The following is a 22827-nucleotide window of genomic DNA, read 5'->3' on the forward strand; positions in this document are numbered from 1 at the left end:
ATGCATAGGCTTCTGATGTTTCTCGGTGATGGCGGTGATGGTGCATCCCCTGTTTCGTCCCCTGCCGGGGCCGACTTACTTTCTTTGTCTTGCCAAAGAAAGGTAAGCAAAGAAAGGCGCGCCCAAGATGGCGACCCCTCCTTGAATTTCCGTAACCGGGCGGAGACGGGGAAAACTCGCTGCGCTCAGACAGTTCCCCGTCTTTTTTCCGCCCGCTTACAAAAATTCAAGGCGCCATCTAGGGCAAGGTACGGCCAAACCGTCTGGGGACGTGTGTTGGCGTTCAAGCGAGCTTTGGCGGGTTGTTGCGTTGTGTCTGTCGCCGCGTTGTTGATGGGCGGCTGCGCCGTCGGGCCGGACTTCAAGACGCCGGCCGCACCCATTGCGCCCAAGTATTCCGCGCAGCCGTTGCCTGCTGAAACCGTGTCGGCCCCGATGCCGGGTGGCGAAGCACAGCATCTGGCAGATGCGAATGTGCCGGCCGATTGGTGGCACCTGTTCCAGTCGCCCGTGCTTGATGCGCTGGTGGATGAAGCGCTGCGCGCGAGCCCCACTGTCGTGCAGACCGAGGCGCGTTTGCGTCAGGCGCAGGCGCAAGCCGAAGCGCAGTTCGGCTATGCGCTGCCCTCGGTGGACGGCAGTGTGTCGGCGGTGCGTCAGCAGATCAATCCGGAGGCGTTCGGCTTCAAAACGCCCAAGCCGGGGCCGTTCACGCTGTACTCCGCTTCGCTGTCGGTGTCGTATGCGCTGGATTTGTTTGGCGGCGTGCGCCGGGCGTTGGAGGCATCGCGCGCGCAGGTCGATACGCAGCGCTATGAACTGGAGGCGGCGCGTCTGTCGCTGGCGGGCAATGTGGTGACGGCGGTGGTGCGCGTCGCTGCGCTCGATGCGCAGATCGCCACAACGCAACGGCTGGTGGCCGAGCAGCGCAGGCAGCTTGATATCACCGAGCGCCGTTTCGCGTCGGGTGGCATCGCGCAGGTGGATGTGATGTCGCAACGCACGCTGCTCGCGCAGACTGAAGCCACGCTGCCGCCGCTCAATCAGCAGGCCGCGCAGATGCGGCATCGGTTGTCTGTGCTTCTGGGCCGCGAGCCGGGCGCGGGGCTGCCAGACTTGCCCGCGCTCGATGCGCTGCACTTGCCTGATCCGCTGCCGGTGTTGCTGCCGTCTACGCTGGCGCAGCGCCGGCCTGACATTCGCGCGGCCGAGGCCGTGTGGCACGCGGCCAGCGCCAATGTGGGCGTTGCCACGGCCAACCTGTATCCGCGCATCACGTTGTCGGCGGGGCTGGGTTCGGAGGCGACGGGGTTTCGCAACCTGCTTGGCGCCGGGTCCAGCATCTGGAATCTGGGTGCCTCGCTCACGCAGCCGATCTTTCATGGCGGCACACTGCGCGCCCGCAAGCGCGAGGCCGAAGCCGCGTACGACGCAGCGGGCGCGGCTTACAAGCAGGCAGTGCTGCAGGGTTTGCAGGAGGTGGCGGACGCGCTGCACGCTGTGCACAACGATGCGCAAGCGCTGCAGGCGCGCGCACTGGCAACCGATCAGGCCACGCAGACACTGCGCGCCGCCGAAGCCCGCCACGCTGCCGGTGGCATCAGCACGCTCACGCTGCTCGATGCGCAGCGCCAGCTCGACCAAGCCACGCTGCAGCAGGTGCAGAGCCGCGCTGATCGTCTGCTCGATTCCGCTGCGTTGATGCAGGCGCTGGGTGGTGGGTGGTAGTAGACGCCCATACCGTTTTGCTAAAAGCGATCAACGCACCGTTGATATTCGGGGTGTTTGAAGGGGCTCGGTATCCCGCGGGCATCAGCAAATTCTGATTTATAGTTGCGGCCTTGCTTTGACGAAGCGGCGGTCATTACACTGGCTACCATCGCTTTCGGTGCCATAGAGGAAGTGATCGAGGTGTGGAAACCTCGTAAGCAACGGGCAAGTGCCGAGCATAGGTGCTTGTCCTCAACCACTATGGCTTGGCTTCGTCTTTCTGGGCGAGCCAGGCTTGAACGGCTTCGGCCGTGCCGATTGTTGCTTATCGGTTTTCCACCCTGCCTGTGCTCGCCCACCCCCTTCCCCCAAGGGCGTGGCACGGTTCCTTTATCCGATGAAAGGAAAGCCCGATGACCCGCTTGTCAGATCCCCAACCCCTTGATCCCCAACGCCTGGAAGCGCATGGCGAACTCTTCGACAAACTCTCGAAGCTGCGCGCGATGCTGGGCATGCTGCATTCCAATGGCCTGGAGCACTTCCGAGAACTGGATGCGCCCCGGCAGGCCGAATACCTGTGGACGTGCATGGAATACGCCAACGAGGCGTATGCCGCGATGCTGGTGTCCGATGGGATGAATTAGCGCAGCTTGCGTCGTTGTCTGCTCAGCCAACAGCGGGCCGCAACAACCGCTGCTGATACGCCTGCAAGTGCGCATACGCCACGCGCAACAGCGACACCTCCGCGCCCAGCGCCCGCCCGCGCCGCAGCATGTCGCCAACGATCTGGTCGGCCTCCACGCGGCCGCCGCTCTCCAGGTCGCGCAGCATCGACGCGGTCATCGGCGAGCCCGCCTTGGTGAGGAACTCGAGCCCGCGCGTGCGCGCCTGCTGGCGGATCGGATACCCCGACGCGGCCGACACGGCTTCACACGCGGCAAACATTGCCTCATTCAATGCCTTGCCTTCATTGGTGGCGACAATCTCGCCCACCGATGCGCGCATCAGGCACGTCATCGAGGCAAGCGAGGTGATGAAGACGAACTTCTCCCACATGTCTTGCATGACGTTCTCGGCCAGCACCGAGTCGAACTGCGCGGTGGCGAAGACGTTCTTGATGGCTTGCGTGCGTTCACGCGGCGCGTTGGGGGTGCGCTCGCCAAACGTGATGGAGTGCAGCGGGTTCAGGTGCAGCACGGCGCCATCCGGTGCGCTGGCCGCGCTGATATGGCACAGCCCGCCCAGCACGCGGGATTCGCCAAAGGCGGCGTCGAGCCGTTCCAGATGCGCCAGCCCATTGAGCAACGGCAGCACCATCGTGCGCTCGCCCACCACGGGGCGGACCGCGGCGATGGCGTCATCCAGGTCATAGGCCTTGCAGCTCAGCAGGATGAGGTCGGCGTGGCCGCCTTGGGTCCATCCGGCAGCCTCGTCGGCGGTGATGACCTGGATGGGGAAGCGCACGTCGCCCAACGGGCTGCGGATTTCCAGGCCGTGTTCGCGCAGCCGTGCCGCGCGCGCGGGGCGCACCAGAAAGGTGACGTCCGCGTCCGCTTGGGTGAGCCGTCCGCCAAAGTAGCCGCCGGTGCCGCCGGCCCCGAGTACCAGAATCCGCATTGCTGTCGTCATTGGGTTCGTTTCCATCGAGCAGAAGATAGGCAGTCGATTCTAGGCCTGTTCGGCCAGCCCTGCAGACGCTGGCCCGCGCGCGCTAAAATGCTGATTTTCCTCACGATTTGACGCCCGTTCGGCCATTATTCAGCGCCAGCGGGGTCGATATGCCATGACGTTTTCCAATAACTTCCACCGCCTCGAAACCCGTCTGCAGTCGCAGGTCGGCCGCGCCATCGGCGACTTCAAGATGATCGAAGACGGCGACACCATCCTCGTGTGCCTGTCCGGCGGCAAGGATTCATACACGATGCTGTCGGTGCTGATGGCGCTGCAAAAGCGTGCGCCGGTCGACTTCAAGCTGATTGCCATGAACCTCGATCAGAAGCAGCCCGGTTTTCCGGCCGAGGTGCTGCCCAATTACCTGAAAAAGCTGGGCGTGGAATACGTGATCGTTGAGGCGGACACCTATTCGATCGTCAAGGAGAAGGTGCCCGAGGGCAAGACCACGTGCTCGCTGTGCTCGCGCCTGCGCCGCGGCGTGATCTATCGCACCGCCAAGGAGCTGGGCGCCAACAAGATCGCGCTGGGGCATCACCGCGACGACATCGTCAACACGTTCTTTCTGAACATGTTCTTCGGCGGCAAGATGAAGTCGATGCCGCCCAAGCTGGCCACTGACAACGGCGAGCACATCGTCATCCGCCCGCTGGCCTATTGCGCCGAGAAGGAAATCGCTTCCTACGCCCGCGCGATGGAGTTCCCCATCATCCCGTGCAACCTGTGCGGCTCGCAGGAAAACCTGCAGCGCAAGAAGGTCAAGGAGATGCTGCTGGAATGGGAGCGCCAGACGCCGGGCCGCATCGACAACATCTTCGCGTCGTTGCAGAACGTGGTGCCGTCGCACCTGGCCGATACCGATTTGTTTGATTTCAACGGTCTGACCACGGGCCTGGCGAAGATCGGCGAAGACGCGCTGTTCGGCCAGACCGCCTACGACCAGGCGCCGCTGGTGTTTGCCGGCTCGCACGACGACCGCATTGAGTTCGTGCGCTTCGAGCGCAAGCCCGGCGATCAGCCCGCCGACGCGCCAGCCGTGGGCTAACGCTTAACGCTATCTCGCTCTGGCGTCGCGCATCAGGTCACGCACGTCGTCGATCCAGCCTTGCAGCCGCTCACGTGCGTGCTGTTTCTGGCGCGGCGTGGTCAGGTTGGCGATGGTCACCAGCATGGCCGTGTCGGCCTCGCGGCGCAGGCGTTGCTGGTTGCCGCGCTCGCCGGGCGCGTGCTGCCACTGGTCGGCATAGGCAGCGAGCCACTGCGCGACGGTCGCTTCATCCGGGTGTTCCTGCTGCACTCGCGCAATCAATGACAGCCAGAGGCGCTGCCGGGCGAGGCGCTCTTCATACCGGGCGGGGGTGCTGTCCACCATCGGGGTGATGGCCACCCGGATGGCCTCTTCCTGCTCCGCCGAGAAATTGCCGTACATCAGCCGTGCATCTTTCATGACTTTCTTGATGCGGGCGCGCAGGCGTTCGTCGGGGGTGTCGCCCAGATAGCGGCGGCGGAATTTTGCGTTGCTCTCGTCCAGCTTGTTCTGCACGTGCATGAGCTGCGCCGGTGTGGTGCTCAGCAGCAGGCGGGCAATGTCGGGCCTGGCCTGGTCGAACGCGGCGCGCCCGAACTGCTGGAAGGCGTCCTGATACACCCGTATTTGCGGGGCGGTCACGGGCTGCTGCAACTCATCTTGTGCGCGCTGCAGCACGGCCGCCATGCGCGGTAGCTGATCCTGCCTGTGCCAGGCAAAAAGGCGGCCGATCGCGTCGCGGGTGGGGCCAACCTGGGCGTCCTGCAGGTCGAATTGCCCATCGACCCACCAATACGTGAGCCGTGCGCCCTGCTGGTAGCCCAATTTCAGGGTGCTGCAGGCCGGCAGCCACGCCAACAAGCTGACCGCCGCCAGTACGACCAGCCAGCGGCCTAGCCGGCCCGGCAATGGCGTAACTGCAACAATTCCACCGTTTGACCGGTTCAGTTGGGGGGGAGGGCGCATGTTAAAATTTTTTACTGTGTCTTATACGCCGCAAAGCGCCCCGCAGAAGGGTTGGCAGGCGGTCCGGCCATCCTGAGGGGAGATGGCGGGCGATGGGTTCCGGGCGGCTATCAGCGTGCTTGGCGGTCCCATCGCAGGCTATCACTTCGAGTCACTCTAGGAACCTCCTTGTGAATATCGTCATCCTTGCTGCGGGCATGGGCAAACGCATGCGCTCCGCCCTGCCGAAAGTGTTGCACCCCCTGGCCGGCAAACCGCTGCTGGCGCACGTCATTGAAACTGCGCGGTCCATGTCGCCGACGCGGCTGGTGGTGGTGGTGGGCCACGGCGGCGACCGGGTGCGCGAGATGGTTGGCGCGCCAGACGTCGTCTTCGCCACGCAAGACAAGCAGCTTGGCACCGGCCACGCCGTCATGCAGGCTGTGGACCAGCTCGACGAAAGCGTGCCCACCCTTGTGCTCTACGGTGATGTGCCGCTCACCCGTGCCGAAACGCTGGACGCACTGGTGGGTGCCGCCGGCCGCGACCACCTGGGCGTGCTGACCGTGCACCTGTGCGACCCAACCGGCTATGGCCGCATCGTGCGCGATGCCGCGGGCCGCATCACCCGCATCGTCGAGCAGAAAGATGCCAACGAAACGCAGCTTGTCATTCACGAGGTCAACACCGGCATCCTGGTTTGCCCGACAGCCAAGCTCAAGAATTGGCTCGCCACGCTGTCCAACGACAACGCGCAGGGCGAGTACTACCTGACCGACGTGATTGAACGCGCCGCCGCCGAAGGTGTGCCCATCACGTCTGCGCACCCGCTGGCCGAGTGGGAAACGCTGGGCGTGAACAGCAAGGTGCAACTGGCCGAGCTGGAGCGCATTCACCAGCGCAACCTCGCGCAGCAACTGCTGGAAGACGGCGTCACGCTGATCGACCCGGCGCGCATCGACGTGCGCGGCAAGCTCACGTGCGGCCGCGACGTGGTGATCGACGTCAACTGCATCTTCGAAGGCAGCGTCACGCTGGCCGACGGCGTGCGCATCGGTGCGAATGCGGTGATCCGCGATGCGGCCATCGAAGCCGGTGCCGAGATCCTGCCGTTCTGCCATATCGAACAAGCCAAGGTGGGTGCCGACTCGCGCATCGGCCCGTACGCGCGCTTGCGCCCGGGCACCGAACTGGCTGAAGACGTGCACATCGGCAACTTTGTCGAGGTGAAGAACAGCCAGATCGCGGCCCACAGCAAGGCCAATCACCTGGCCTATGTGGGCGATGCCACGGTCGGCTCGCGCGTGAACATCGGCGCGGGCACCATCACCTGCAACTACGATGGCGCGAACAAGTTCCGCACCATCATCGAAGACGACGCCTTCATCGGCTCTGATACGCAGCTCGTGGCGCCAGTGCGCGTGGGCAAGGGCGCGACGCTGGGCGCCGGCACCACCCTGACCAAGGACGCGCCGGAGGGCATGCTGACGGTTTCGCGCGCGCGTCAGACCACCATTCAAAATTGGCAGCGCCCGGTCAAGCAGAAGAAGGAAGGCTGACAGGCTTTCTCCTGCGCCAAACAGCGGATGCCGCTTCGGCACACGAGCATCGATACTGAATTACCGAGTGCGGCGCACATTGACAGTGCCGCCCACCCCAACTGGAGAAATCAACATGTGCGGTATCGTTGGCGCGGTTTCCACGCGCAATATCGTTCCCGTCCTGATCGAAGGCCTGCGCCGCCTGGAATACCGCGGCTATGACTCGTGCGGCGTGGCCGTGCAGCGCGATGGCCAGCTTGAGCGCGCGCGCACCGTGTCGCGCGTGGCGGATTTGGATACCCAGGCACAGACGAGCCACCTGGACGGCGCTATCGGCATTGCCCACACACGCTGGGCCACGCACGGCCGGCCGGACACGGTGAATGCCCACCCGCACTTCTCGGGCGACACCATCGCCCTGGTGCACAACGGCATCATCGAAAACTACGAAGCGCTGCGCGAAGAGCTCAAGGCCGTCGGCTACGGCTTTGAATCGCAGACCGACACCGAAGTCGTCGCACACCTGATCCACCAGGCCTACACGTATCCGAGCAGCGCCACGCGCGGCGACCTGTTTGCCTCAGTGCGTGCGTCCGTCAAGCGCCTGCACGGCGCCTACGCGATTGCCGTGTTCGCGCGCGACAACCCCGACGTGGTGGTCGGCGCGCGCGCAGGCTCCCCGCTGGTGGTGGCGATTGGCGAGAACGAATCGTTCCTCGCCTCCGATGCGCTGGCCGTGGCCGGCACCGCCAGCCGCATGGCCTATCTGGAAGAAGGCGACGTGGTGGAACTCACCCGCGACGGCTTCACCGTGGCTGACGCACACGACAAGATCGTCGAGCGTGAAGTGAAGGAAGTCGGCACCTACGCCGCCGCCGTGGAACTTGGGCCGTTCCGCCACTTCATGCAGAGGGAAATCTTCGAACAGCCGCGCGCGCTGGGCGACACGCTCGAAGGCGTGCAGGGTTTCGGCCCCGACCTGTTCGGCCCCGAAGCGGCCCAGGTGCTGCCCAAGGTGGACAGCGTGCTGATCCTGGCCTGCGGCACGAGCTATTACTCGGGCTGTACGGCCAAGTACTGGCTGGAGTCGGTCGCCAAGATCCCGACCCAGGTGGAGGTGGCCAGCGAATACCGCTACCGCGAGACGGTGCCCAATCCGAACGCGCTGGTCGTCGTGATCTCTCAATCGGGCGAAACCGCTGACACGCTGGCCGCGCTGCGCCACGCGCGCGAACTGGGCCACACGCATACGCTGGCCATCTGCAACGTGGCGACCAGCGCCATGGTGCGTGAGACGCAGCTCAAGTTCCTCACGCGTGCCGGTACCGAGATCGGTGTGGCCTCCACCAAGGCGTTCACGACGCAGTTGGCGGCGCTGTACATGCTGGCGCTGACGTTTGCCAAGCTGCGCGGCCATCTGAACGCCGATCAGGAAGAAGACGCGCTGCGCCACTTGCGCCACCTGCCCTCTGCGCTGAACGCCGTGCTGGCGCTGGAGCCGCAGATCATCGCGTGGTCGGAAGAGTTCGCTCGCCGCGAGAACGCGCTGTTCCTGGGCCGTGGTCTGCACTACCCCATCGCCCTGGAGGGCGCGCTCAAGCTCAAGGAAATCTCGTACATCCATGCCGAGGCCTACCCGGCCGGCGAGCTCAAGCACGGCCCGCTGGCGTTGGTGACAGACGAGATGCCGGTCGTGACGGTGGCCCCGAACGACGCGCTGCTCGAAAAGCTCAAGTCCAACATCCAGGAAGTGCGCGCGCGCGGTGGCAAGCTGTACGTGTTTGCCGATGCCGATACGCACATCCAGTCGAGCGACGGCATTCAGGTGATCCGCATGCCCGAGCACTACGGGCAGCTTTCGCCGATCCTGCACGTGGTGCCGCTGCAGTTGCTGGCGTATCACACCGCCCTGGCGCGCGGCACGGACGTAGATAAGCCGCGCAACCTGGCTAAATCCGTGACGGTGGAATAAGCGCAGCACTGCTTGTTATGAAAAAGCCGCTGTTGACAGCGGCTTTTTTGTGTCTGGCGATGGCACAAGCTGTCTTGCCCGGCATTTCGCATGGCACGTCAATCGCGCGCAGGTAGCCGCTTAACCTGTGCAGGTTTCGCGGGGTCATTACATCTCGGGGGGATCTGATTCACGCGGGGTTGGCTTGGATCAAAGAACCGGCGGCCGTACCGGCGGCATAGTCGGCGCCGTGTCCACGGTGTCCGTAAGGAGCCCCCATGAATGCCCCCGACAATGTCCCCGGTGTCACCCGGCATAGCCTGCTTGAGGACGTGCTCGCCATCGTTACCGGTACGCTTTTCGTGTCGCTCGGCATCACGCTGTTCAAGCAGGGCGGTTTGCTGTCAGGCGGGACGGCCGGCTTGGCCTTTCTGATCCACTACGCCACATCGCTGCCCTTTGGTGTGGTGTTCTTCACCATCAATCTGCCGTTCTATTACCTGGCTGTGCGGCACATGGGATGGCGCTTCACGCTCAAGACGTTCTGTGCGGTGGCGCTGGTGTCGTGGCTGAGCGAGGTGCACGCGTATTTCGTACAGCTGGGGTCGCTCAATCCGCTGTATGCGGGCGTCATTGGAGGCACGTTGATGGGCGTGGGCTTCATCGTCCTATTTCGGCACCAGGCCAGCCTGGGCGGTGTCAACATCGTCGCGCTGTATCTGCAGGACAAGTGCGGCATTCGCGCTGGCAAGCTGCAGATGGCGGTGGATGTGGGCATCGTGCTGGCCTCGCTGGTCGTGATCAGCCCGATGGCGCTGGCGGCCTCGCTGGTGGGGGCTGTGGCGCTCAACCTCAGCATTGCGTTGAACCATCGGCCTGGTCGCTACCTGGCCACGCAGACTTCTTGTACAGGCGCTGCCGATACAGTGCGCCATGCGCAATCCGACCTCGACGTTCGCACGCGCGAGGCCGAACTTCGGACCTGCGGCATGGCCGCCGTATTGCCCCCTGACGCGGAGGAGGCCGAATCCAGCGAGAGTTGAACGCCGGGTAGTTGTCCTGCGGCTGCACCGGCGCTCGGGCTACCACGTGTACGGGAAGCGCAGCGAGAACACATAGTTCGGGGCGTCTGGCGTTAGGCCCATTGCTAAAGTGGCACTGATCGACAGGTTCTTGGTCAGCACATGACTGATGCCAAAAGTCATCGTACCCACGTTGGTTTTGCTGCCCACCACCGATTGCTGGGCGCCGCCATCTGGCGTAATGCGCGTATTGCCCGATACGGCCGTGCTATACGCCATCGTAAGCGCCGTGCGGTCGTTGAGCGCCAGGGCCAGGCCGCCGCCAAGGGTGATGGTGTCGCCAAGCTTGACCTTGCCAGGCTGCACCACGCCAGCAGTTGAAGAGATGTCACCGAACGAGCGCGGCAGGTAGTACGTGTAGCTCGCATTGGCAAACAGAACGACCGGGTCATAGGTCTTCAGGAACGAGAAGCCCAGCGTGCCGCTCCACACGCCATTGCCGGTGGGCAATTGCTGCTCGACGATGAGGTTGTTGTTATTGGCGTCGGGCTGAATCAGTTTGATGCCGAAGGGCGAGCGTCCAGTCGGCGCACGTACGCGGAAGCTGCCCACGATATCAGGCCAGTCAGCCGATTCCTTGACCAGTTGATAGTAGAGACCGGCACTCACATCGCCTAGACCGGCGGAGGATTTGTCGGCCTCGCTCACCGTGCTGGATGCACCTCCCGCTCCGCCGCTGAAGAACGTACTGGAGCGGTACACAGTTGGCACAGTGAAATCTGCGCTCAGGCGATCGCTGAAGCCATAGCGGCCGGTGACGTCAAACGTTGTCACGTTGGCCTTGGTCTGGACCAGGTTGATTTGCCCCAGGAAGATGGCATCCAGGGCCAAAAAGCCGGAGAGCGCCAGATTGCGGCGGTCGTAGTAGCTGTAGCTGATGCCTGTGTCGAGCGTGAAACGTCGCTCGAAAAGCGGCGCGTGCTCCGACTGGAAAACGAGGTCTTTGCTCTGGATGCGCGGCTTTTCGTTCGGGTCGGTTCTTCCCGCGGGCGTGCTTTCGGAGGCTGGCGCGGTGCCGTTGGTCGATTGCGCAAGCAGTGCGCCTGAGGGTTGTGCTGTCGAAGTGCCCGCGCCTGCCGTTGCCGCTGCCGTACTGCCGCTCGAACCGCTTACCCCACGCCCTCGCACACGCACGAGTTCCAGGTCTGAGACGCGCTCCTCAAGCGCCTGGATGACCTTTTGTTGCCGCTCGATGATGCGTGACAACCTGGCCAGCCGAGCGTCGAATGACTCATCTCCCGTTTGCGCCCAGGCCGCTGCTGGAAGCAACGACCAACATGCCACTGCCCACGCCACTGCGGTGCGCCGGTGTTCCATGTTTCCCCCCGGAAAGCTAGGTTGAGACTGAAGCGTCTCGGTAGCGGCGCGCGAGCTCAATTGCTGCGCGCCATTGCTCTATACCTGTCTTGTATTGCGCTACGTTGTTTTCGGGCCATCTTGATGCCGGGCTACCGCCGCAAGCCCGCAACCGATTGCAATGCCTGCGCCACCCCAATCTGCGCCAATTGCTGGCGCGACATCGTCTGTACTTGCAACTGAATCGACAACTGATTGGCAATCACTTGCGCGTTGCCTGCCATCTGGGCCACCTGCATGACGCTCCCCGCCGCCCCTGCCGTACCCGGCGTCACGGCCTGAGAGGCCACGCCCATTGGGCTGGTGACGGCAACTTGCACGCCGCCCAGGCCCGCTTGAGCCTGAGCGACAAAACCGTTCTGCGCCGCCATCGCTGAAGCGCTGCCAGAAGGCAGTGTAGGCAACGATGCGGTTTGTATCGAGATGGATGTGCTATTGCTGGCCAGATTGTTGGCACCTGCTACCTGGGTCACCTGGCCGACACCGTTCACCTGGACACCGATACCGCCCGACACGCTCGCGGCTGGGGTCACTCCGGAAAGTGAGCCCGCACCCATCTGCACCGACGCTTGCGTGTTTGCAGCGGCGTTCGGGCGATGGCCGGCCAGGTCGGTGGCCAGCAGCCGAGCTTGTGCCGACGCCTGCCCGGCCTCATTGCGCCAGTGCGTGGCCATTTCGACCATGAATCCGCTGACCACGCTGGCCCCCAGGTACTTGCCTCGTTGCTGCGCCAGTTCATCATCTCCGGCGAGTTCCACGACGGTGCCGGAATGGAACAGCGCTGCACTGTCATGGGCGTCAGTCGCGTCAAATGTGCCAGGCAGTGCAGCACCCGCGCCTGCACACCAGCCGGCGCACGCCAGGGGCACAATCCATGCGAGTGTTTTGGTTTTCATCAGAACAAGTCCCAGCGGGCAGGCCCGAACTCCATCTGGATGGGCAGAGCGCCTCCCCCGAACGCTGCGTTCTCACGCGCGCGCAGAGAGGGTGCGTTGGTCTGCAGCAATCCGGAGTCAGCCTGCACCGATTTCTCGCCGACGATTGCGAATACGAGGCCATTCCATGCAGGCGCGAATTCCCATTCCTGCATGATGCGATTGCCTAGAGCCGGGTCGGCGATGAACACTCGTCCCTGGGCAGCGCGTTTGACGACCACAAAATGTTGGTACCCGTTCAAGTTCAGCAAAACAATCACCGGAATCGCGAGGTCGCGAAGGGCCGTCATGTCGACCCGGTAGCCACGGCCTCGAAAGTTCAGTGTTTGCACGTAGTTGCGCATGTCGAGCATGGAGAACCCTTGCTCGGCGACCTGCTTTGGGTCGCTCACCTTCATCATGTCAGTGATGATGTTGCGCTCATCGATGTCTATGCCGTAGCCGTAGCGCAGTAGCGTGCCGACTGCAGCGGCACCACAACTGAAATCCTGCTGCTGGCGCATCACGTTGCGATAGCGCAGCTCCGCCATGCTCTTCACCGGCTTTCTCAGTGGCATCTCGTTATCAGCGCGCAGGTCGATTGCACCGTCTTCCGCGCAAGCCACCGGCCCGGTCCACATGCAGCCGCAGACCAGGCACAGTCCGACGACACCCTTCGATAGCGGCACCGCTCGCATGGCTCCCCTCCCTGGTGTTGGCCCAGCCCGCATCGCTTGTGGCGACGGGGCCGGGCTGACACGACTCAGTTCGCAGCCTTGGCCGTGGCGATGGCCAGACCGTTGTGTTGCAGGTTGCCCGCGCCGGCAGCGATGTTCACGCCAATGTTGCCCATGGCGTTCATCAGTGCGGAACCGCTCAACGATGCAACGTTGGTCGGGTCGCAGCCGTTCAGTCGCAGCGAGTTGTTATCTGCGGCCTGCTTGTTGTAGTCCGTGGCCTTGGCGATGTGGCCCGAGCTGTTGGTGGAAGCCGCCATGCCGTTTTCTTGCAGGTTGCCCGCGCCGGCAGCGATGTTCACGCCAATGGTGCCCTTGGCGCCTTTGAGTGCGTTACCGCTGAGCGACGCCATATTGACAGCGTTGCCGATAGCGAGCGACTCACCCGGGTCCGACTGGTTGTTAAAGACCTGGGCGGAAGCGAACACCTTGCCGGCATCCACCGCCGCCAGCGCAACATCGTTGGATTGGGCGTTGCCTGCACCGGCCGCCACGTTCAGGCCCACTGCACCCTGGGCGCCCTGCAGAGCCTGGTCGTTGACGGTGGCCTTGTTGTCACCGCGCCGGAGGTCGACGCTGTTGTTGCTGCTGCTTTGCGTGGAATCCACCACGGCGGACGACTCTGACGAGAACGGAATCCGCCCGAGTGCCAGGCCATAGCCCTGCACGTGGATGTCGTTGCTGATTTCGGTCACGTTGCTGATGACCGCGCCGGAAGAGCGCGGACCATCGTCACGGTCGTGGGCATAGGCGGCACCTGTGGCAAGCAGGGCCAGTACGGCAATGGCAGTCAGTTTGGCTTTCATGGTGAAAATCTCCCTTCCGTTATCGCTGTTAAAAAAGAGTGCCCGCCGGGGGACGGAGCACAAAAGTGTTGGACGTGACATTCCCCGTTCCAGCCGTCTGGTTCACCTGCACGACGCCGGAGGTATTGCGCAACGCGGTCGATGCAATCGATGCGTCTTGCCGTCCCTCCGTTGCCGGTGAGGTGTCCTGACGACGACCCTGTTGTGCCGCTACGCCTGACAGTGCGTTGTCAGCGAGTGGCTCGATATGACGGACCTGCTTTTGCATAACGGAAACGTTGGGTGCAATCGCTGCAACGTTGACCTGTGCATTAGCGGTACCGCTGGTCTGGTTGATGGAAACGATTCCCGACGCGCTGTTGAAGGCGGCGCCGGACATCTGGCTCGCAGCAGAAAGCCCCGCTTGCGCAGAGCCGACGCTCTGCAACGACACCACGTTTGCCTGGTCGGTCGAGAGGGTTGCGACGTTCGCCTGTGCGTGACTCGTGCCCGCTGCCTGATTCACAGAGATGCGGCCTGCGGTGTGCTGTGCGAACTCGCCATCCATCACGGCTGACGGTGACAGACCCTGCGCCCAGACTGTCCCTGCAAGCAGCGTGGCAAAGGCAACCAAGGCGTGGCGTGCGCCGAAGCTCCTCATGGCTGACCTCCACGGGACAAGGGCATCAGCGCTCCGCTGATTTGGGATGCGATTCCGGCGGTGGCTTGTACCACTTGGCCACCCACGCCGGCCACCGCAGCACCGCCTGTTGCCGTCCCGGTCGCCAGCGCGCCAGGCCCCGGCTGCAGTCCGCCCAGCGATGCAGGGACGGGGCGTTGCAACCCGGAGAGCGAACTACCGGCGGAGGCGTGCGACGTGCTGAGCTCTCCGTCGGAGAGCGCAGACATCACAGAGCCGATGGATCCGTTGAATGCGCGCGTAGGAAACGGACTGATGGCCGTTCGTACGGGCAGGGACTCGGTCGGGACACCGCGATACGCGACGCGCGGCGTGACGTCACGCTGCACGACGATGTCGCCGTCTTCAGCGAGCGCCGATGCGCTGGCGAACAGGGCCATAAGGCCTGCGACCAGTATGTTTTGGACAATCGTCGACCCGCGCCGAGCACGGCACTGCAAGGTGGCTGTTGACATGACTCTCCCCTCCCGGGCGGTGAGCAGAGCGACATCCGTGCCATGGCGATTAAACGTCTGTTTCTACGGAAGATTCCGGCGGCTCAAGACACATTGCGGTGCTTCTGCGAGCGAATTTTGTGTCAGGGCTGAAACAGGTGGGTCATCGAACAGCGTGTATCGCTGCGCCCCACGCCGCGATGGATGGCGCCGACATGCGTATTGCACATGGTCGGCTAGTAGTCGCTCACACCGACGCGATGCCCCAAGCTACCCGGCAGGATTGGAGCGTTCGTGCGTTCAGGGGATGGGCAAGCCACGGCTTCACTATGTGCATAGCAATGCGCCTGTGATGTGCTGTGACGCTGTCCAGTACGCTGTTTCAAGACGGCAACACGTTGTCTTTCCGGCCTCTACACAGGGCGTTTAAAGCGGGGGCAGCGCGCATGGCGCTTGTATGCTGCCGGGACTTTGATTCCACCCTGCGGAGGCTGCCCCATGCTCTATTTCGTCAACAAGGTGCTATTGCTCGTCGTGTATGGCGTGGCGGTGGCCAGTTATGTGACGCTGTTGCCCATATCACCGGACGTCATCTATTGGGTGCGCATCGTCGCGATCGTTTTGTTGGCCGCACATCTGCTGGAGGTGGTGTTCTGCTTCAGCAAGGTCACCCTGCACAAAGGGCCGCTGCTCGACAGCGTGCTGCTGACCTTGCTGTTTGGTTTTCTGCATTGGAAACCGATGGCCGACGCGGCGCAGCGTGCCCGCTGAGCTTCGCCGCAGGGGCACGACTAGCCACAACCGCCGCCCAGACCTACTCTAGTTCCAGTCGTCTTTAGCGGACTCCCTTGCTGCGGTGCAGCGTGGATCATGGACAGAGCAGAGCGAACGGCTTTTGTGTTTGCCGGTGGCGGCAGCCTTGGCGCCATCGAGGCCGGCATGCTGCGTGAGCTGGTGGCGTCGGGCGTGGTGCCGGACATGGTGGTTGGTGCATCAGCCGGGGCCATCAACGCAGCGTTCTTTGCGTGTAACCCGCATGCGGCCGGCACGGTGCAACTGGAAGCGTTATGGCGGAGTGTGCGCCGCGCCGACGTGATGCCGTGGTCGTGGCGCGCCATGTTCGGCATGCTGGGTCGCCGCCGTGAGCATCTGGTGGAGGCCTCCGGCCTGCAGCGCCTGCTGACACGGCATTTTGCGCAGACCCTGGTGGAGGCCGCAACGCTCCCGCTGCACGTGGTGGCCACCGACATGCGCACCGGCGCCGAAGTCATCCTGTCTTCCGGCCCCATCGTGCCGGCGGTGCTGGCCAGCGCAGCCATTCCGGGCGTGTTCCCGCCCGTGCGCATCGGTGATCGCCTGCTCATCGACGGCGGCGTCGCCAACAACACGCCCATCTCTGCCGCCATCCGCCTCGGTGCCACACGCGTGGTGGTGCTGCCCGCCGGTTTTGCCTGTGCCGATCGCCGCGCCCCGCGCAGCGCCATCGAACACGCGCTGAATGCGCTGTCGCTGCTGGTGGCGCGTCAGCTTGTGCAAGACTTGGAGCGCTGGGCGGGGCAGGTGCCCATCGCCGTGGTGCCACCGCTGTGCCCGCTCGATATTTCCCCCTACGACTACACCCGCTGTGGCGAGCTGATCGACCGCGCGGCGGCGGCCACGGCTGCGTGGCTGGCGGCGGACGGCTTGGCTGGCACCGGGATTCCGGGGGCGTTGCGCGAGCACGATCACGACGAGACGTACGCAAGCTGCGGCGCCGAGGTTTGATGCGTCGGCACGGGGTTGCGCGGCACGCTGTGCGTGCCGGCAGCCAACACTGCCGATCAAGACACGAAGACCGGCGATTATCATGCCGTTTCTTTACTCACACGCCGTCTCCGGTGCCCCAACCATGCCGACGCACGTACCGTGCACAACCTGACATGCGTTGCGCGAAGGGTGCGCAGACCCGCAGGCAGAACAACCTGGCAGAACAACCTGGCAGAACAACCTGGCAGAACAACCTGGCAGAACAAACCTGGTTGCGCTTCACTCCTTGTCCTGGTGCACCGGGAACAACGCCGACAACACCTGCCGCGCCGTTCCCCTCAGCACACCGCTGGCATCCGGGTCGCCATACGCCAGTGCCGTCGCAAAGTTGCGCGCCTGCTGCAGCGTGACGTGCGGCGGCAGCGGCGGCACGTCGGGGTCGGTCTTCACTTCCAGCACGACGGGGCGGTCGGCGTTGAGCGCTTCGTCCCACGCCCCGGCCAATTGGTCGGGGTTGTCGATGTAAATCCCTTTCAAGCCGATCAACTCTGCAAAGCGGTGATACGGCACGTCGGGGATGTCCTGTGAGGCTGGGAATTTCGGGTCGCCTTCCATCACGCGCTGCTCCCAGGTGACTTCGTTCAAATCCTGGTTGTTGAGCACCATGCAGATCCACTTGGGCGACTTCCAGCGCTTCCAGTATTTCGACACGGTGATGAGTTCGGCCATGTTGTTCATCTGCATGGCGCCGTCGCCCACGAGTGCAATGACGGGCCGATCGGGATGCGCAAACTTGGCGGCAATGGCATACGGCACCGCCGCGCCCATTGATGCCAGCCCACCCGAGAGCGAGCCCATCATGCCGGGCCTGAACTTGAGATCGCGCGCATACCAGTTTGCACATGTGCCGGAATCGCTTGTGACGATCACGTTGTGCGGCAGCCTGGGTGACAGCTCCCAGAACACACGCTGCGGATTGACGGGGTAGGCCGGTTGCAGCGCGCGGTCTTCCAGCGTCTTCCACCAGCTTTCATTCCAGCGGGCAACGCGGTCGGGCCAGTAGCGATCGGCCTTGCGCTGAAGCAGCGGCAGCAGCGCATGCAGCGTCTGCGCGCTGTCGCCAACGAGGTTGACTTCCATCGGGTACCGCAGCCCGAGCATGCCTGGGTCCAGGTCGATCTGCACGCCGCGCGCCTGGCCTTCCTTGGGCAGGAATTCCGCATAAGGGAAGCCGGAGCCGACCATCAGCAGCGTGTCGCAGTGGTTCATCAGTTCCCAGCTTGGCTCAGTGCCCAGCAGGCCAATGGCGCCCGTCACGTAGGGCAGCTCGTCGGGCAGCACGGCCTTGCCGAGCAGCGCTTTGGCGACGCCCGCGCCCAGCGCTTCGGCCACCGCCGCCACTTCAGCGCTGGCCCCGAGCGCGCCCGCACCCACCAGCATGGCGACCCTGCGGCCGCTGTTGAGAATCTCCGCCGCGCGCTGCAGGTCGGCAGCCTGCGGCACCACACTCGGCGCGCTGTAGCCCACGCCCGAGTGCACCGTGCCATGCGCGTGCGCCGGCGCGGTGTAGGGCATTTCCTGCAAGTCGTTCGGCAACACCAGTGCCGTGACGCGGCGCTGCCCGATGGCAATGCGCACCGCGCGGTCCAGCAGATGCCGCACCTGCGCCGGCATGCTGGCCTGGTGCACAAACGCGCCGGCCACATCGCGGAACATCGCCACCAAGTCCACTTCCTGCTGATAGTGTCCGCCAACCGCCGTGCGCGCCTGCTGGCCGGTAATCGCCAGCACAGGCATGTGGTCGAGCCGCGCGTCATACAGCCCGGTGATGAGGTGCGCGGCGCCGGGCCCGGAGGTTGCCATGCACACACCCAGCTCACCGGTAAATTTGGCGTGCGCCGAAGCCATGAAGGCAGCCATCTCTTCATGCCGCACCTGCACGAACTCGATCTTGCCGCCGGCGCGCTGCAGCGCACCGAACATGCCGTTGATGCCATCCCCAGGGTAGCCAAAGATGCGCCGCACGCCCCAGTCATACAGGCGGGCGACAAGGAAGTCGCAGACGGTGGCTTGCATGGTGTGTCCGGTATCAGGTGATCAGGCGGTGGTCTCGGCCAGCAGCGCTTCCTTGCGTGCGGTCATGGGCGCTTGCAGCGGCGTCAGCTCAACGTGCTGGTGGATCAGTTTGGGAAAGAGTTCAGTTTCTTCCTCTTCCACGTGGTGTGAGACGTACTCGGCCAATACGGTGAACCTGGCCGCGAACAAATCGTCGCCCGCGTGCATGCCGTCCAACTGCTGGATCAGATCCTTGGCGGTGGCGTGCTCGACCACGGCTTCGTCGACAAGGTCTTTGAATGCTTCGCCGCCGTTGTCTCGCACAAACGGGTAGAACACCTGTTCTTCAAGCTGCGTGTGCACGGTCAACTTTTCACACGCCTCGCGCACGATCTGCTCGCAAGCGCCTTTGTCCTTCTCCTGCGCAAACGCCTTGAACAGCTTTTTCACCTCGCGGTGATCGTCCAGCAGCATCGACAGCACGGCGCGTTGCGCCACAGGGATTTCAGCTTTGTTCATGGGGCTCTCCGGTAGGCGTTTTCTGTTTCAGATACGCCGTACCGTCGAGCAAGCGCCATGCCGTGCGGGCCTGCTTCTGAAAGCGGCGGGCCGCAGGCAAGCTTCGTGCTGACAGGGGTGATTGCGTGCGACAGATACCGCGCAGATGCGTGGCGTGTCGCACATCATCCTGAACGCCAATTGATGGGAGGTAACTGCTATGCAAACCACGACAACCGGCGGCACGCTAGGCACGGGCACCGGAGTTGGAACCGCCACCAGCGTACGCATGCGCATCATCGGGCGCGCCGATGTCGCTTCACCCGGCCCAGGCCCCGAGCTGATGGGGGCCGACACGCTGGAGGGCGATCGCGTCGTCAACCTCAACGGAGACGACCTCGGCAAGATCACCGACATCATGCTCGACGTGCAGCGCGGCCGCATCGCTTATGCAGTGATGTCGGTGGGCGGCTTTCTGGGCATTGGCGACAAGCTCTTCGCCGTGCCCTGGAGTGCCATGTCGCTCGATATTGACCGCAAGTGCTTCGTGCTCGATGCCGACAAGGACCGCCTTGAAGCCGCCCCCGGCTTCGACAAGGACCATTGGCCCACGATGGCCGACCCGACCTGGGCCGAGTCCGTGCATGAGTACTACGGCTCGCGTCCGTACTGGGAGGAGTATTGATCAGCTCAGGCACGCCATTCGCTTGCGTGTCGTCAGCCACGCTTGAAACAGGAGGGCGCCATGGAGAAGGGCAAGAAAGAGAAGCATCCGCACGCACACAAGCGTGAGGAACTGGTGGAAAAGGCGGTGGAAGACACCTTCCCGGCCAGTGATCCGCCCGCCACGGGCGGTATCACGCGCGTTGTCGACAAGGACAAAGACAAAGACGCACACCACGACAAGCGCACCCACAACAGTACGCATCGCTAGTCACATCTGCGCCCGCATCGCTCATCGGCATGCGGGCATTTTTCTTGGCTGCAGCGCTATCGGTGCGCGAGGATGTTGACCACGTTGCCGAACGGATCGCGCACGTAAAAGCGGCGCACGCCCCAAGGCTCGTTGACGAGCGGGTAGACGATTTCCAGGCCGAGCAACAGCGCGCGCGCATGCACGGCATCCACGTTGTCCACTTCCACCGACAGCGCTGGCACCGGCGTGTGGCTGCCGCCCTCGCTGGCAATGCTGACTTGCGGCGTCATCGTGTGGGCCGTATCGGCAAAGGTGATGATCCAGCCGTGGTCCATCACCACTTCCAGGTCGAGCAGCTCGGCATAGAAGGCGCGCGCGCGTGCCGGATCGGGGGCATGCAGGTTCGCAACGATGCGTCGGACGGCCATGCTGTGCTCCGTTTTTACTTGGTGTGGTGGCGGCATTTTAGTCACGGCTGTGACGCCGTGTTGGCATGCGCGGGCGGCGCACATCACGTAAAGTGGCGGGCACTCGAACTACAGAGACACGCACGCCATGGAATTCTTGCAATCGCTGCTGGCACCCCGCCTGCAAAACGTTGAAACCTCCGCCATCCGCGAGCTGTTCAAGGTGCTCGGCAAGCCGGGCCTGATCTCGTTTGCCGGCGGCTTTCCTGACTCCGCCCTGTTTGACGTAGAAGGCCTGAGCGCCGCTGCCAACAGCGCACTTGCCACCGATGCCGCCCGCGCGCTGCAGTACGGTGCCACCGAAGGCTTCGAGCCGCTGCGCGAGGCCATCGTCGCGCTGATGAAGGTGCGCGGCGCCAACGTCGCCAACACCGACATCCTCGTCACCACCGGCTCGCAGCAGGGGCTCGACCTGCTGGGCAAGGTGCTGATCGGCGAAGGCGACATCGTGCTGACCGAAGCGCCCACGTTCCTCGCCGCCATCCAGGCGTTCAAGCTGTACGGTGCCAAGGTGGCCGGCGTGCCGACCGACGAAGACGGCCTGGACATTGACGCCCTGGAAAAAACGCTCGCCGCCGGGGGTGCCGCATCAAGCCCCAAGTTTCTCTATGTGATTCCCAACTTCGGCAACCCGAGCGGTGCGCTGATGAGCCTGGAGCGCCGCAAGCGCCTGCTGGACGTGGCCGTGCGCCACAACCTGCTGCTGGTGGAAGACGACCCCTACGGCGAGCTGTATTTCGACGCTCCCCCGCCACCGTCGCTGTATGCACTCAGCCAGCAGACCGATGGCGCCCAGGGCCGCGTGATCTACCTGGGCAGCCTGTCGAAGGTGGTAGCGCCGGGCCTGCGCGTGGGCTGGATGATCGCCTCGCAGCCGGTGCTGGGCAACGCGGTGATGGTCAAGCAGTTTGCCGACGCGCACACCTCCACGTTTGCACAGGCCACGGCCGCCGCTTACCTGCGCAGCAATCGTCTGGACGCCGTGCTGCCGCGCACGCGCGCTGCCTACGCCGAACGTGCCCACGCCATGGCCGACGGCCTGCGCGCACTGCTGCCCGAAACCGAGTTGACCTTCAACCGCCCGCGCGGCGGCATGTTCCTGTGGGGCAGCCTGCCGGGCCGCAACGCGGGTGACGTGGCCAAGGTCGCCATCGAACGCGGCGTGGCCTTCGTGCCGGGCGCGGCGTTCTACCCGGCGGACCCGGACCGCTCGACGCTGCGTCTGTCGTACGCCACCTCGTCGCTCGCTCAGGTGGAGGAGGGCGTGCGCAAGCTGGCCGGCGCCATCAGCGAATGCAAGCGCGCCTGAACGTGCATCGCTGACTCAGGTACGCATCGGGCAGCACGCCGATGCGTACCGCGCATCACGCGAGGCGCGCGCCATGTACCTCCATGTACCGCATTCACGCATTCACGCATTCACGCGGTAAGCTGGCGGCTCCATAAAAAGCACACACAGGAGACATCCCATGCTGCCACTGCCTCGCCTGCTCCGTTTCACCGCGCTTGCCCTCAGCGCGCTGTCGGTGGGTTTTCTGCCCGCCGCCGCCCGTGCGGACGAAGTGCGCGTGATGAACTCGGGCGGCTTCACCGCTGCCTACAAGAGCCTCGCACCCGCGTTTGAGCGCGCCACCGGCAATACGCTCGTCACCGCATGGGGGCCGTCGATGGGTGCATCGCCCGAGGCCATCCCCAACCGCCTCGCGCGGGGCGAACAGGCCGACGTGCTCATCATGGTGGGCGAGGCGCTCAATGGGCTGATCCAGAAGGGCATCGTCGACCGTGCCAGCCGTGTCGATCTGGCCGAATCGCGCATCGGCATGGTGGTCAGGGCGGGCGCACCCAAGCCTGATATCAGCACCGAGGACGCCCTGCGCAACACGCTGCTGCAGGCCAAATCCGTGGCGTATTCCGACAGCGCCAGCGGCGTGTATATCGAGACCACGCTGTTCAAGCGCCTCGGCATTGAAGACCAGATGCGCGGCAAGGCACACAAGATTGAGAAGACGCCGGTTGCCAGCCTGGTGGCCACGGGCGACTACGCGATCGGCTTTCAACAGGTGAGCGAACTGCTGCCGGTGCCGGGCGTGGACTTTGTCGGCAAGATTCCTGAGTCGCTGCAAAAGGTGACGGTGTTCTCGGCGGGCATTCCGGTGGGGGCGGCGCACCCGAAGGCGGCGCATGAGCTGATTCGCTACCTGGCCTCGCCAGCGGCCGCGCCGACGGTGCAGCAGAGCGGCATGGAACCGGCGCGCGCATCGGCAAGGGCGCCGGAGCCCGCGCAGTGACAGC

22 protein-coding genes and 1 pseudogene are annotated in these 22827 nt (G+C 64.1%); 12 read left to right on the top strand and 11 right to left on the bottom strand.

Annotated features, from left to right (window positions below; translation table 11 throughout):
* Both PSUB009319_RS18500 and PSUB009319_RS18505 read left to right on the top strand, forming a co-directional pair.
* Complete coding sequence (locus tag PSUB009319_RS18500) at positions 1–1728, top strand: efflux transporter outer membrane subunit (protein ID WP_260393037.1); 1728 nt, start codon at positions 1–3, stop codon at positions 1726–1728.
* Between the two features lie 395 nt (positions 1729–2123).
* Complete coding sequence (locus PSUB009319_RS18505) at positions 2124–2354, top strand: hypothetical protein (RefSeq protein WP_260393038.1); 231 nt, start codon at positions 2124–2126, stop codon at positions 2352–2354.
* 22 nt (positions 2355–2376) lie between these two features.
* Here PSUB009319_RS18505 and panE read toward each other — a convergent pair whose 3' ends face one another.
* On the bottom strand, positions 2377–3327 hold the full coding sequence (gene panE / locus PSUB009319_RS18510) for a 2-dehydropantoate 2-reductase (protein ID WP_124383727.1): 951 nt from the start codon (positions 3325–3327) through the stop codon (positions 2377–2379).
* Positions 3328–3493: 166 nt separating this feature from the next.
* On the opposite strand from panE, the gene ttcA reads away from it, so the two are divergent.
* Entirely contained in the window at positions 3494–4426 is a 933-nt protein-coding gene (gene ttcA / locus PSUB009319_RS18515) for a tRNA 2-thiocytidine(32) synthetase TtcA (RefSeq protein WP_124383662.1), read from the top strand.
* A 9-nt stretch (positions 4427–4435) separates the two neighbouring features.
* Here the strand turns inward: ttcA and PSUB009319_RS18520 are convergent, their stop codons facing one another.
* The gene (locus PSUB009319_RS18520; RefSeq protein WP_124383663.1) at positions 4436–5374 is read right to left on the bottom strand and encodes a DUF6279 family lipoprotein; all 939 of its coding nucleotides are present in this window, start codon (positions 5372–5374) and stop codon (positions 4436–4438) included.
* A 170-nt stretch (positions 5375–5544) separates the two neighbouring features.
* Here PSUB009319_RS18520 and glmU point away from each other — a divergent pair, with 170 nt between their 5' ends.
* The 3 genes and pseudogenes from glmU to PSUB009319_RS18535 form a co-directional block, all read left to right on the top strand.
* On the top strand, positions 5545–6912 hold the full coding sequence (gene glmU, locus PSUB009319_RS18525; protein ID WP_124383664.1) for a bifunctional UDP-N-acetylglucosamine diphosphorylase/glucosamine-1-phosphate N-acetyltransferase GlmU: 1368 nt from the start codon (positions 5545–5547) through the stop codon (positions 6910–6912).
* 115 nt (positions 6913–7027) lie between these two features.
* The gene (glmS, locus tag PSUB009319_RS18530; protein ID WP_124383665.1) at positions 7028–8866 is read left to right on the top strand and encodes a glutamine--fructose-6-phosphate transaminase (isomerizing); all 1839 of its coding nucleotides are present in this window, start codon (positions 7028–7030) and stop codon (positions 8864–8866) included.
* Positions 8867–9123: 257 nt separating this feature from the next.
* Positions 9124–9738 (top strand): annotated as a pseudogene (locus tag PSUB009319_RS18535) (YitT family protein); the annotation flags it as partial.
* Positions 9739–9927: 189 nt separating this feature from the next.
* Here PSUB009319_RS18535 and PSUB009319_RS18540 read toward each other — a convergent pair.
* The 6 genes from PSUB009319_RS18540 to PSUB009319_RS18565 all read right to left on the bottom strand — a co-directional run bounded on the left by PSUB009319_RS18540 (position 9928) and on the right by PSUB009319_RS18565 (position 14874).
* Positions 9928–11244: a transporter gene (locus PSUB009319_RS18540; RefSeq protein WP_124383667.1), complete on the bottom strand. Its 1317-nt coding sequence runs from the start codon at positions 11242–11244 to the stop codon at positions 9928–9930.
* Positions 11245–11375: 131 nt separating this feature from the next.
* Positions 11376–12179: a hypothetical protein gene (locus PSUB009319_RS18545; protein WP_124383668.1), complete on the bottom strand. Its 804-nt coding sequence runs from the start codon at positions 12177–12179 to the stop codon at positions 11376–11378.
* On the bottom strand, positions 12179–12895 hold the full coding sequence (locus PSUB009319_RS18550) for a C39 family peptidase (RefSeq protein WP_124383669.1): 717 nt from the start codon (positions 12893–12895) through the stop codon (positions 12179–12181). Before PSUB009319_RS18550 ends, PSUB009319_RS18545 begins: the two co-directional genes overlap by 1 nt.
* A 65-nt stretch (positions 12896–12960) precedes the next feature.
* On the bottom strand, positions 12961–13740 hold the full coding sequence (locus tag PSUB009319_RS18555) for a cell surface protein (RefSeq protein ID WP_124383670.1): 780 nt from the start codon (positions 13738–13740) through the stop codon (positions 12961–12963).
* Between the two features lie 28 nt (positions 13741–13768).
* Positions 13769–14353: a hypothetical protein gene (locus PSUB009319_RS18560; protein ID WP_260393040.1), complete on the bottom strand. Its 585-nt coding sequence runs from the start codon at positions 14351–14353 to the stop codon at positions 13769–13771.
* A 23-nt stretch (positions 14354–14376) separates the two neighbouring features.
* The gene (locus PSUB009319_RS18565) at positions 14377–14874 is read right to left on the bottom strand and encodes a hypothetical protein (RefSeq protein WP_260393041.1); all 498 of its coding nucleotides are present in this window, start codon (positions 14872–14874) and stop codon (positions 14377–14379) included.
* A 477-nt stretch (positions 14875–15351) separates the two neighbouring features.
* Between PSUB009319_RS18565 and PSUB009319_RS18570 the strand changes: the two genes are divergently transcribed.
* Positions 15352–15624 (top strand): hypothetical protein, encoded by a 273-nt coding sequence (locus PSUB009319_RS18570; protein ID WP_124383671.1) that lies wholly within the window; start codon positions 15352–15354, stop codon positions 15622–15624.
* Between the two features lie 99 nt (positions 15625–15723).
* Entirely contained in the window at positions 15724–16617 is an 894-nt protein-coding gene (locus PSUB009319_RS18575; RefSeq protein WP_124383672.1) for a patatin-like phospholipase family protein, read from the top strand.
* A gap of 261 nt (positions 16618–16878) precedes the next feature.
* Here the strand turns inward: PSUB009319_RS18575 and PSUB009319_RS18580 are convergent, their stop codons facing one another.
* Together PSUB009319_RS18580 and PSUB009319_RS18585 are read right to left on the bottom strand one after the other, a co-directional pair.
* A complete protein-coding gene (locus PSUB009319_RS18580) occupies positions 16879–18675 on the bottom strand; it encodes a thiamine pyrophosphate-requiring protein (RefSeq protein ID WP_124383673.1) in 1797 nt (598 codons plus the stop codon).
* Positions 18676–18696: 21 nt separating this feature from the next.
* A complete protein-coding gene (locus PSUB009319_RS18585) occupies positions 18697–19173 on the bottom strand; it encodes a hemerythrin domain-containing protein (protein WP_124383674.1) in 477 nt (158 codons plus the stop codon).
* Positions 19174–19372: 199 nt separating this feature from the next.
* On the opposite strand from PSUB009319_RS18585, the gene PSUB009319_RS18590 reads away from it, so the two are divergent.
* A complete protein-coding gene (locus PSUB009319_RS18590) occupies positions 19373–19837 on the top strand; it encodes a PRC-barrel domain-containing protein (RefSeq protein ID WP_124383675.1) in 465 nt (154 codons plus the stop codon).
* Between the two features lie 60 nt (positions 19838–19897).
* The gene (locus PSUB009319_RS18595; RefSeq protein ID WP_124383676.1) at positions 19898–20086 is read left to right on the top strand and encodes a hypothetical protein; all 189 of its coding nucleotides are present in this window, start codon (positions 19898–19900) and stop codon (positions 20084–20086) included.
* 56 nt (positions 20087–20142) lie between these two features.
* Here PSUB009319_RS18595 and PSUB009319_RS18600 read toward each other — a convergent pair whose 3' ends face one another.
* The gene (locus PSUB009319_RS18600) at positions 20143–20496 is read right to left on the bottom strand and encodes a VOC family protein (RefSeq protein ID WP_124383677.1); all 354 of its coding nucleotides are present in this window, start codon (positions 20494–20496) and stop codon (positions 20143–20145) included.
* A 127-nt stretch (positions 20497–20623) separates the two neighbouring features.
* On the opposite strand from PSUB009319_RS18600, the gene PSUB009319_RS18605 reads away from it, so the two are divergent.
* Both PSUB009319_RS18605 and PSUB009319_RS18610 read left to right on the top strand, forming a co-directional pair.
* Positions 20624–21844, top strand: a complete 1221-nt coding sequence (locus tag PSUB009319_RS18605) for a PLP-dependent aminotransferase family protein (RefSeq protein ID WP_124383678.1) — start codon at positions 20624–20626, stop codon at positions 21842–21844.
* A gap of 160 nt (positions 21845–22004) precedes the next feature.
* Positions 22005–22823, top strand: coding sequence for a substrate-binding domain-containing protein (locus PSUB009319_RS18610; protein WP_124383679.1), 819 nt, complete (start codon positions 22005–22007; stop codon positions 22821–22823).
* Positions 22824–22827 lie beyond the last annotated feature (4 nt).

The organism is Ralstonia sp. SET104, from assembly GCF_003851545.1.
Taxonomy (GTDB): Bacteria; Pseudomonadota; Gammaproteobacteria; order Burkholderiales; family Burkholderiaceae; genus Ralstonia.

Excerpts from the sequence above, each read along its gene's own strand:
- ttcA (WP_124383662.1), top strand. The coding sequence starts at position 3,494 with ATGACGTTTTCCAATAACTTCCACCGCCTCGAAACCCGTCTGCAGTCG.
- PSUB009319_RS18575 (WP_124383672.1), top strand. The coding sequence starts at position 15,724 with ATGGACAGAGCAGAGCGAACGGCTTTTGTGTTTGCCGGTGGCGGCAGC.
- PSUB009319_RS18570 (WP_124383671.1), top strand. The coding sequence starts at position 15,352 with ATGCTCTATTTCGTCAACAAGGTGCTATTGCTCGTCGTGTATGGCGTG.
- PSUB009319_RS18605 (WP_124383678.1), top strand. The coding sequence starts at position 20,624 with ATGGAATTCTTGCAATCGCTGCTGGCACCCCGCCTGCAAAACGTTGAA.
- PSUB009319_RS18545 (WP_124383668.1), bottom strand. The coding sequence starts at position 12,179 with ATGAAAACCAAAACACTCGCATGGATTGTGCCCCTGGCGTGCGCCGGC.
- PSUB009319_RS18520 (WP_124383663.1), bottom strand. The coding sequence starts at position 5,374 with ATGCGCCCTCCCCCCCAACTGAACCGGTCAAACGGTGGAATTGTTGCA.
- PSUB009319_RS18500 (WP_260393037.1), top strand. The coding sequence starts at position 1 with ATGCATAGGCTTCTGATGTTTCTCGGTGATGGCGGTGATGGTGCATCC.
- PSUB009319_RS18565 (WP_260393041.1), bottom strand. The coding sequence starts at position 14,874 with ATGTCAACAGCCACCTTGCAGTGCCGTGCTCGGCGCGGGTCGACGATT.
- PSUB009319_RS18595 (WP_124383676.1), top strand. The coding sequence starts at position 19,898 with ATGGAGAAGGGCAAGAAAGAGAAGCATCCGCACGCACACAAGCGTGAG.
- glmS (WP_124383665.1), top strand. The coding sequence starts at position 7,028 with ATGTGCGGTATCGTTGGCGCGGTTTCCACGCGCAATATCGTTCCCGTC.
- PSUB009319_RS18580 (WP_124383673.1), bottom strand. The coding sequence starts at position 18,675 with ATGCAAGCCACCGTCTGCGACTTCCTTGTCGCCCGCCTGTATGACTGG.
- PSUB009319_RS18555 (WP_124383670.1), bottom strand. The coding sequence starts at position 13,740 with ATGAAAGCCAAACTGACTGCCATTGCCGTACTGGCCCTGCTTGCCACA.
- PSUB009319_RS18550 (WP_124383669.1), bottom strand. The coding sequence starts at position 12,895 with ATGCGAGCGGTGCCGCTATCGAAGGGTGTCGTCGGACTGTGCCTGGTC.
- PSUB009319_RS18585 (WP_124383674.1), bottom strand. The coding sequence starts at position 19,173 with ATGAACAAAGCTGAAATCCCTGTGGCGCAACGCGCCGTGCTGTCGATG.
- PSUB009319_RS18610 (WP_124383679.1), top strand. The coding sequence starts at position 22,005 with ATGCTGCCACTGCCTCGCCTGCTCCGTTTCACCGCGCTTGCCCTCAGC.
- PSUB009319_RS18600 (WP_124383677.1), bottom strand. The coding sequence starts at position 20,496 with ATGGCCGTCCGACGCATCGTTGCGAACCTGCATGCCCCCGATCCGGCA.
- PSUB009319_RS18505 (WP_260393038.1), top strand. The coding sequence starts at position 2,124 with ATGACCCGCTTGTCAGATCCCCAACCCCTTGATCCCCAACGCCTGGAA.
- PSUB009319_RS18540 (WP_124383667.1), bottom strand. The coding sequence starts at position 11,244 with ATGGAACACCGGCGCACCGCAGTGGCGTGGGCAGTGGCATGTTGGTCG.
- PSUB009319_RS18590 (WP_124383675.1), top strand. The coding sequence starts at position 19,373 with ATGCAAACCACGACAACCGGCGGCACGCTAGGCACGGGCACCGGAGTT.
- panE (WP_124383727.1), bottom strand. The coding sequence starts at position 3,327 with ATGCGGATTCTGGTACTCGGGGCCGGCGGCACCGGCGGCTACTTTGGC.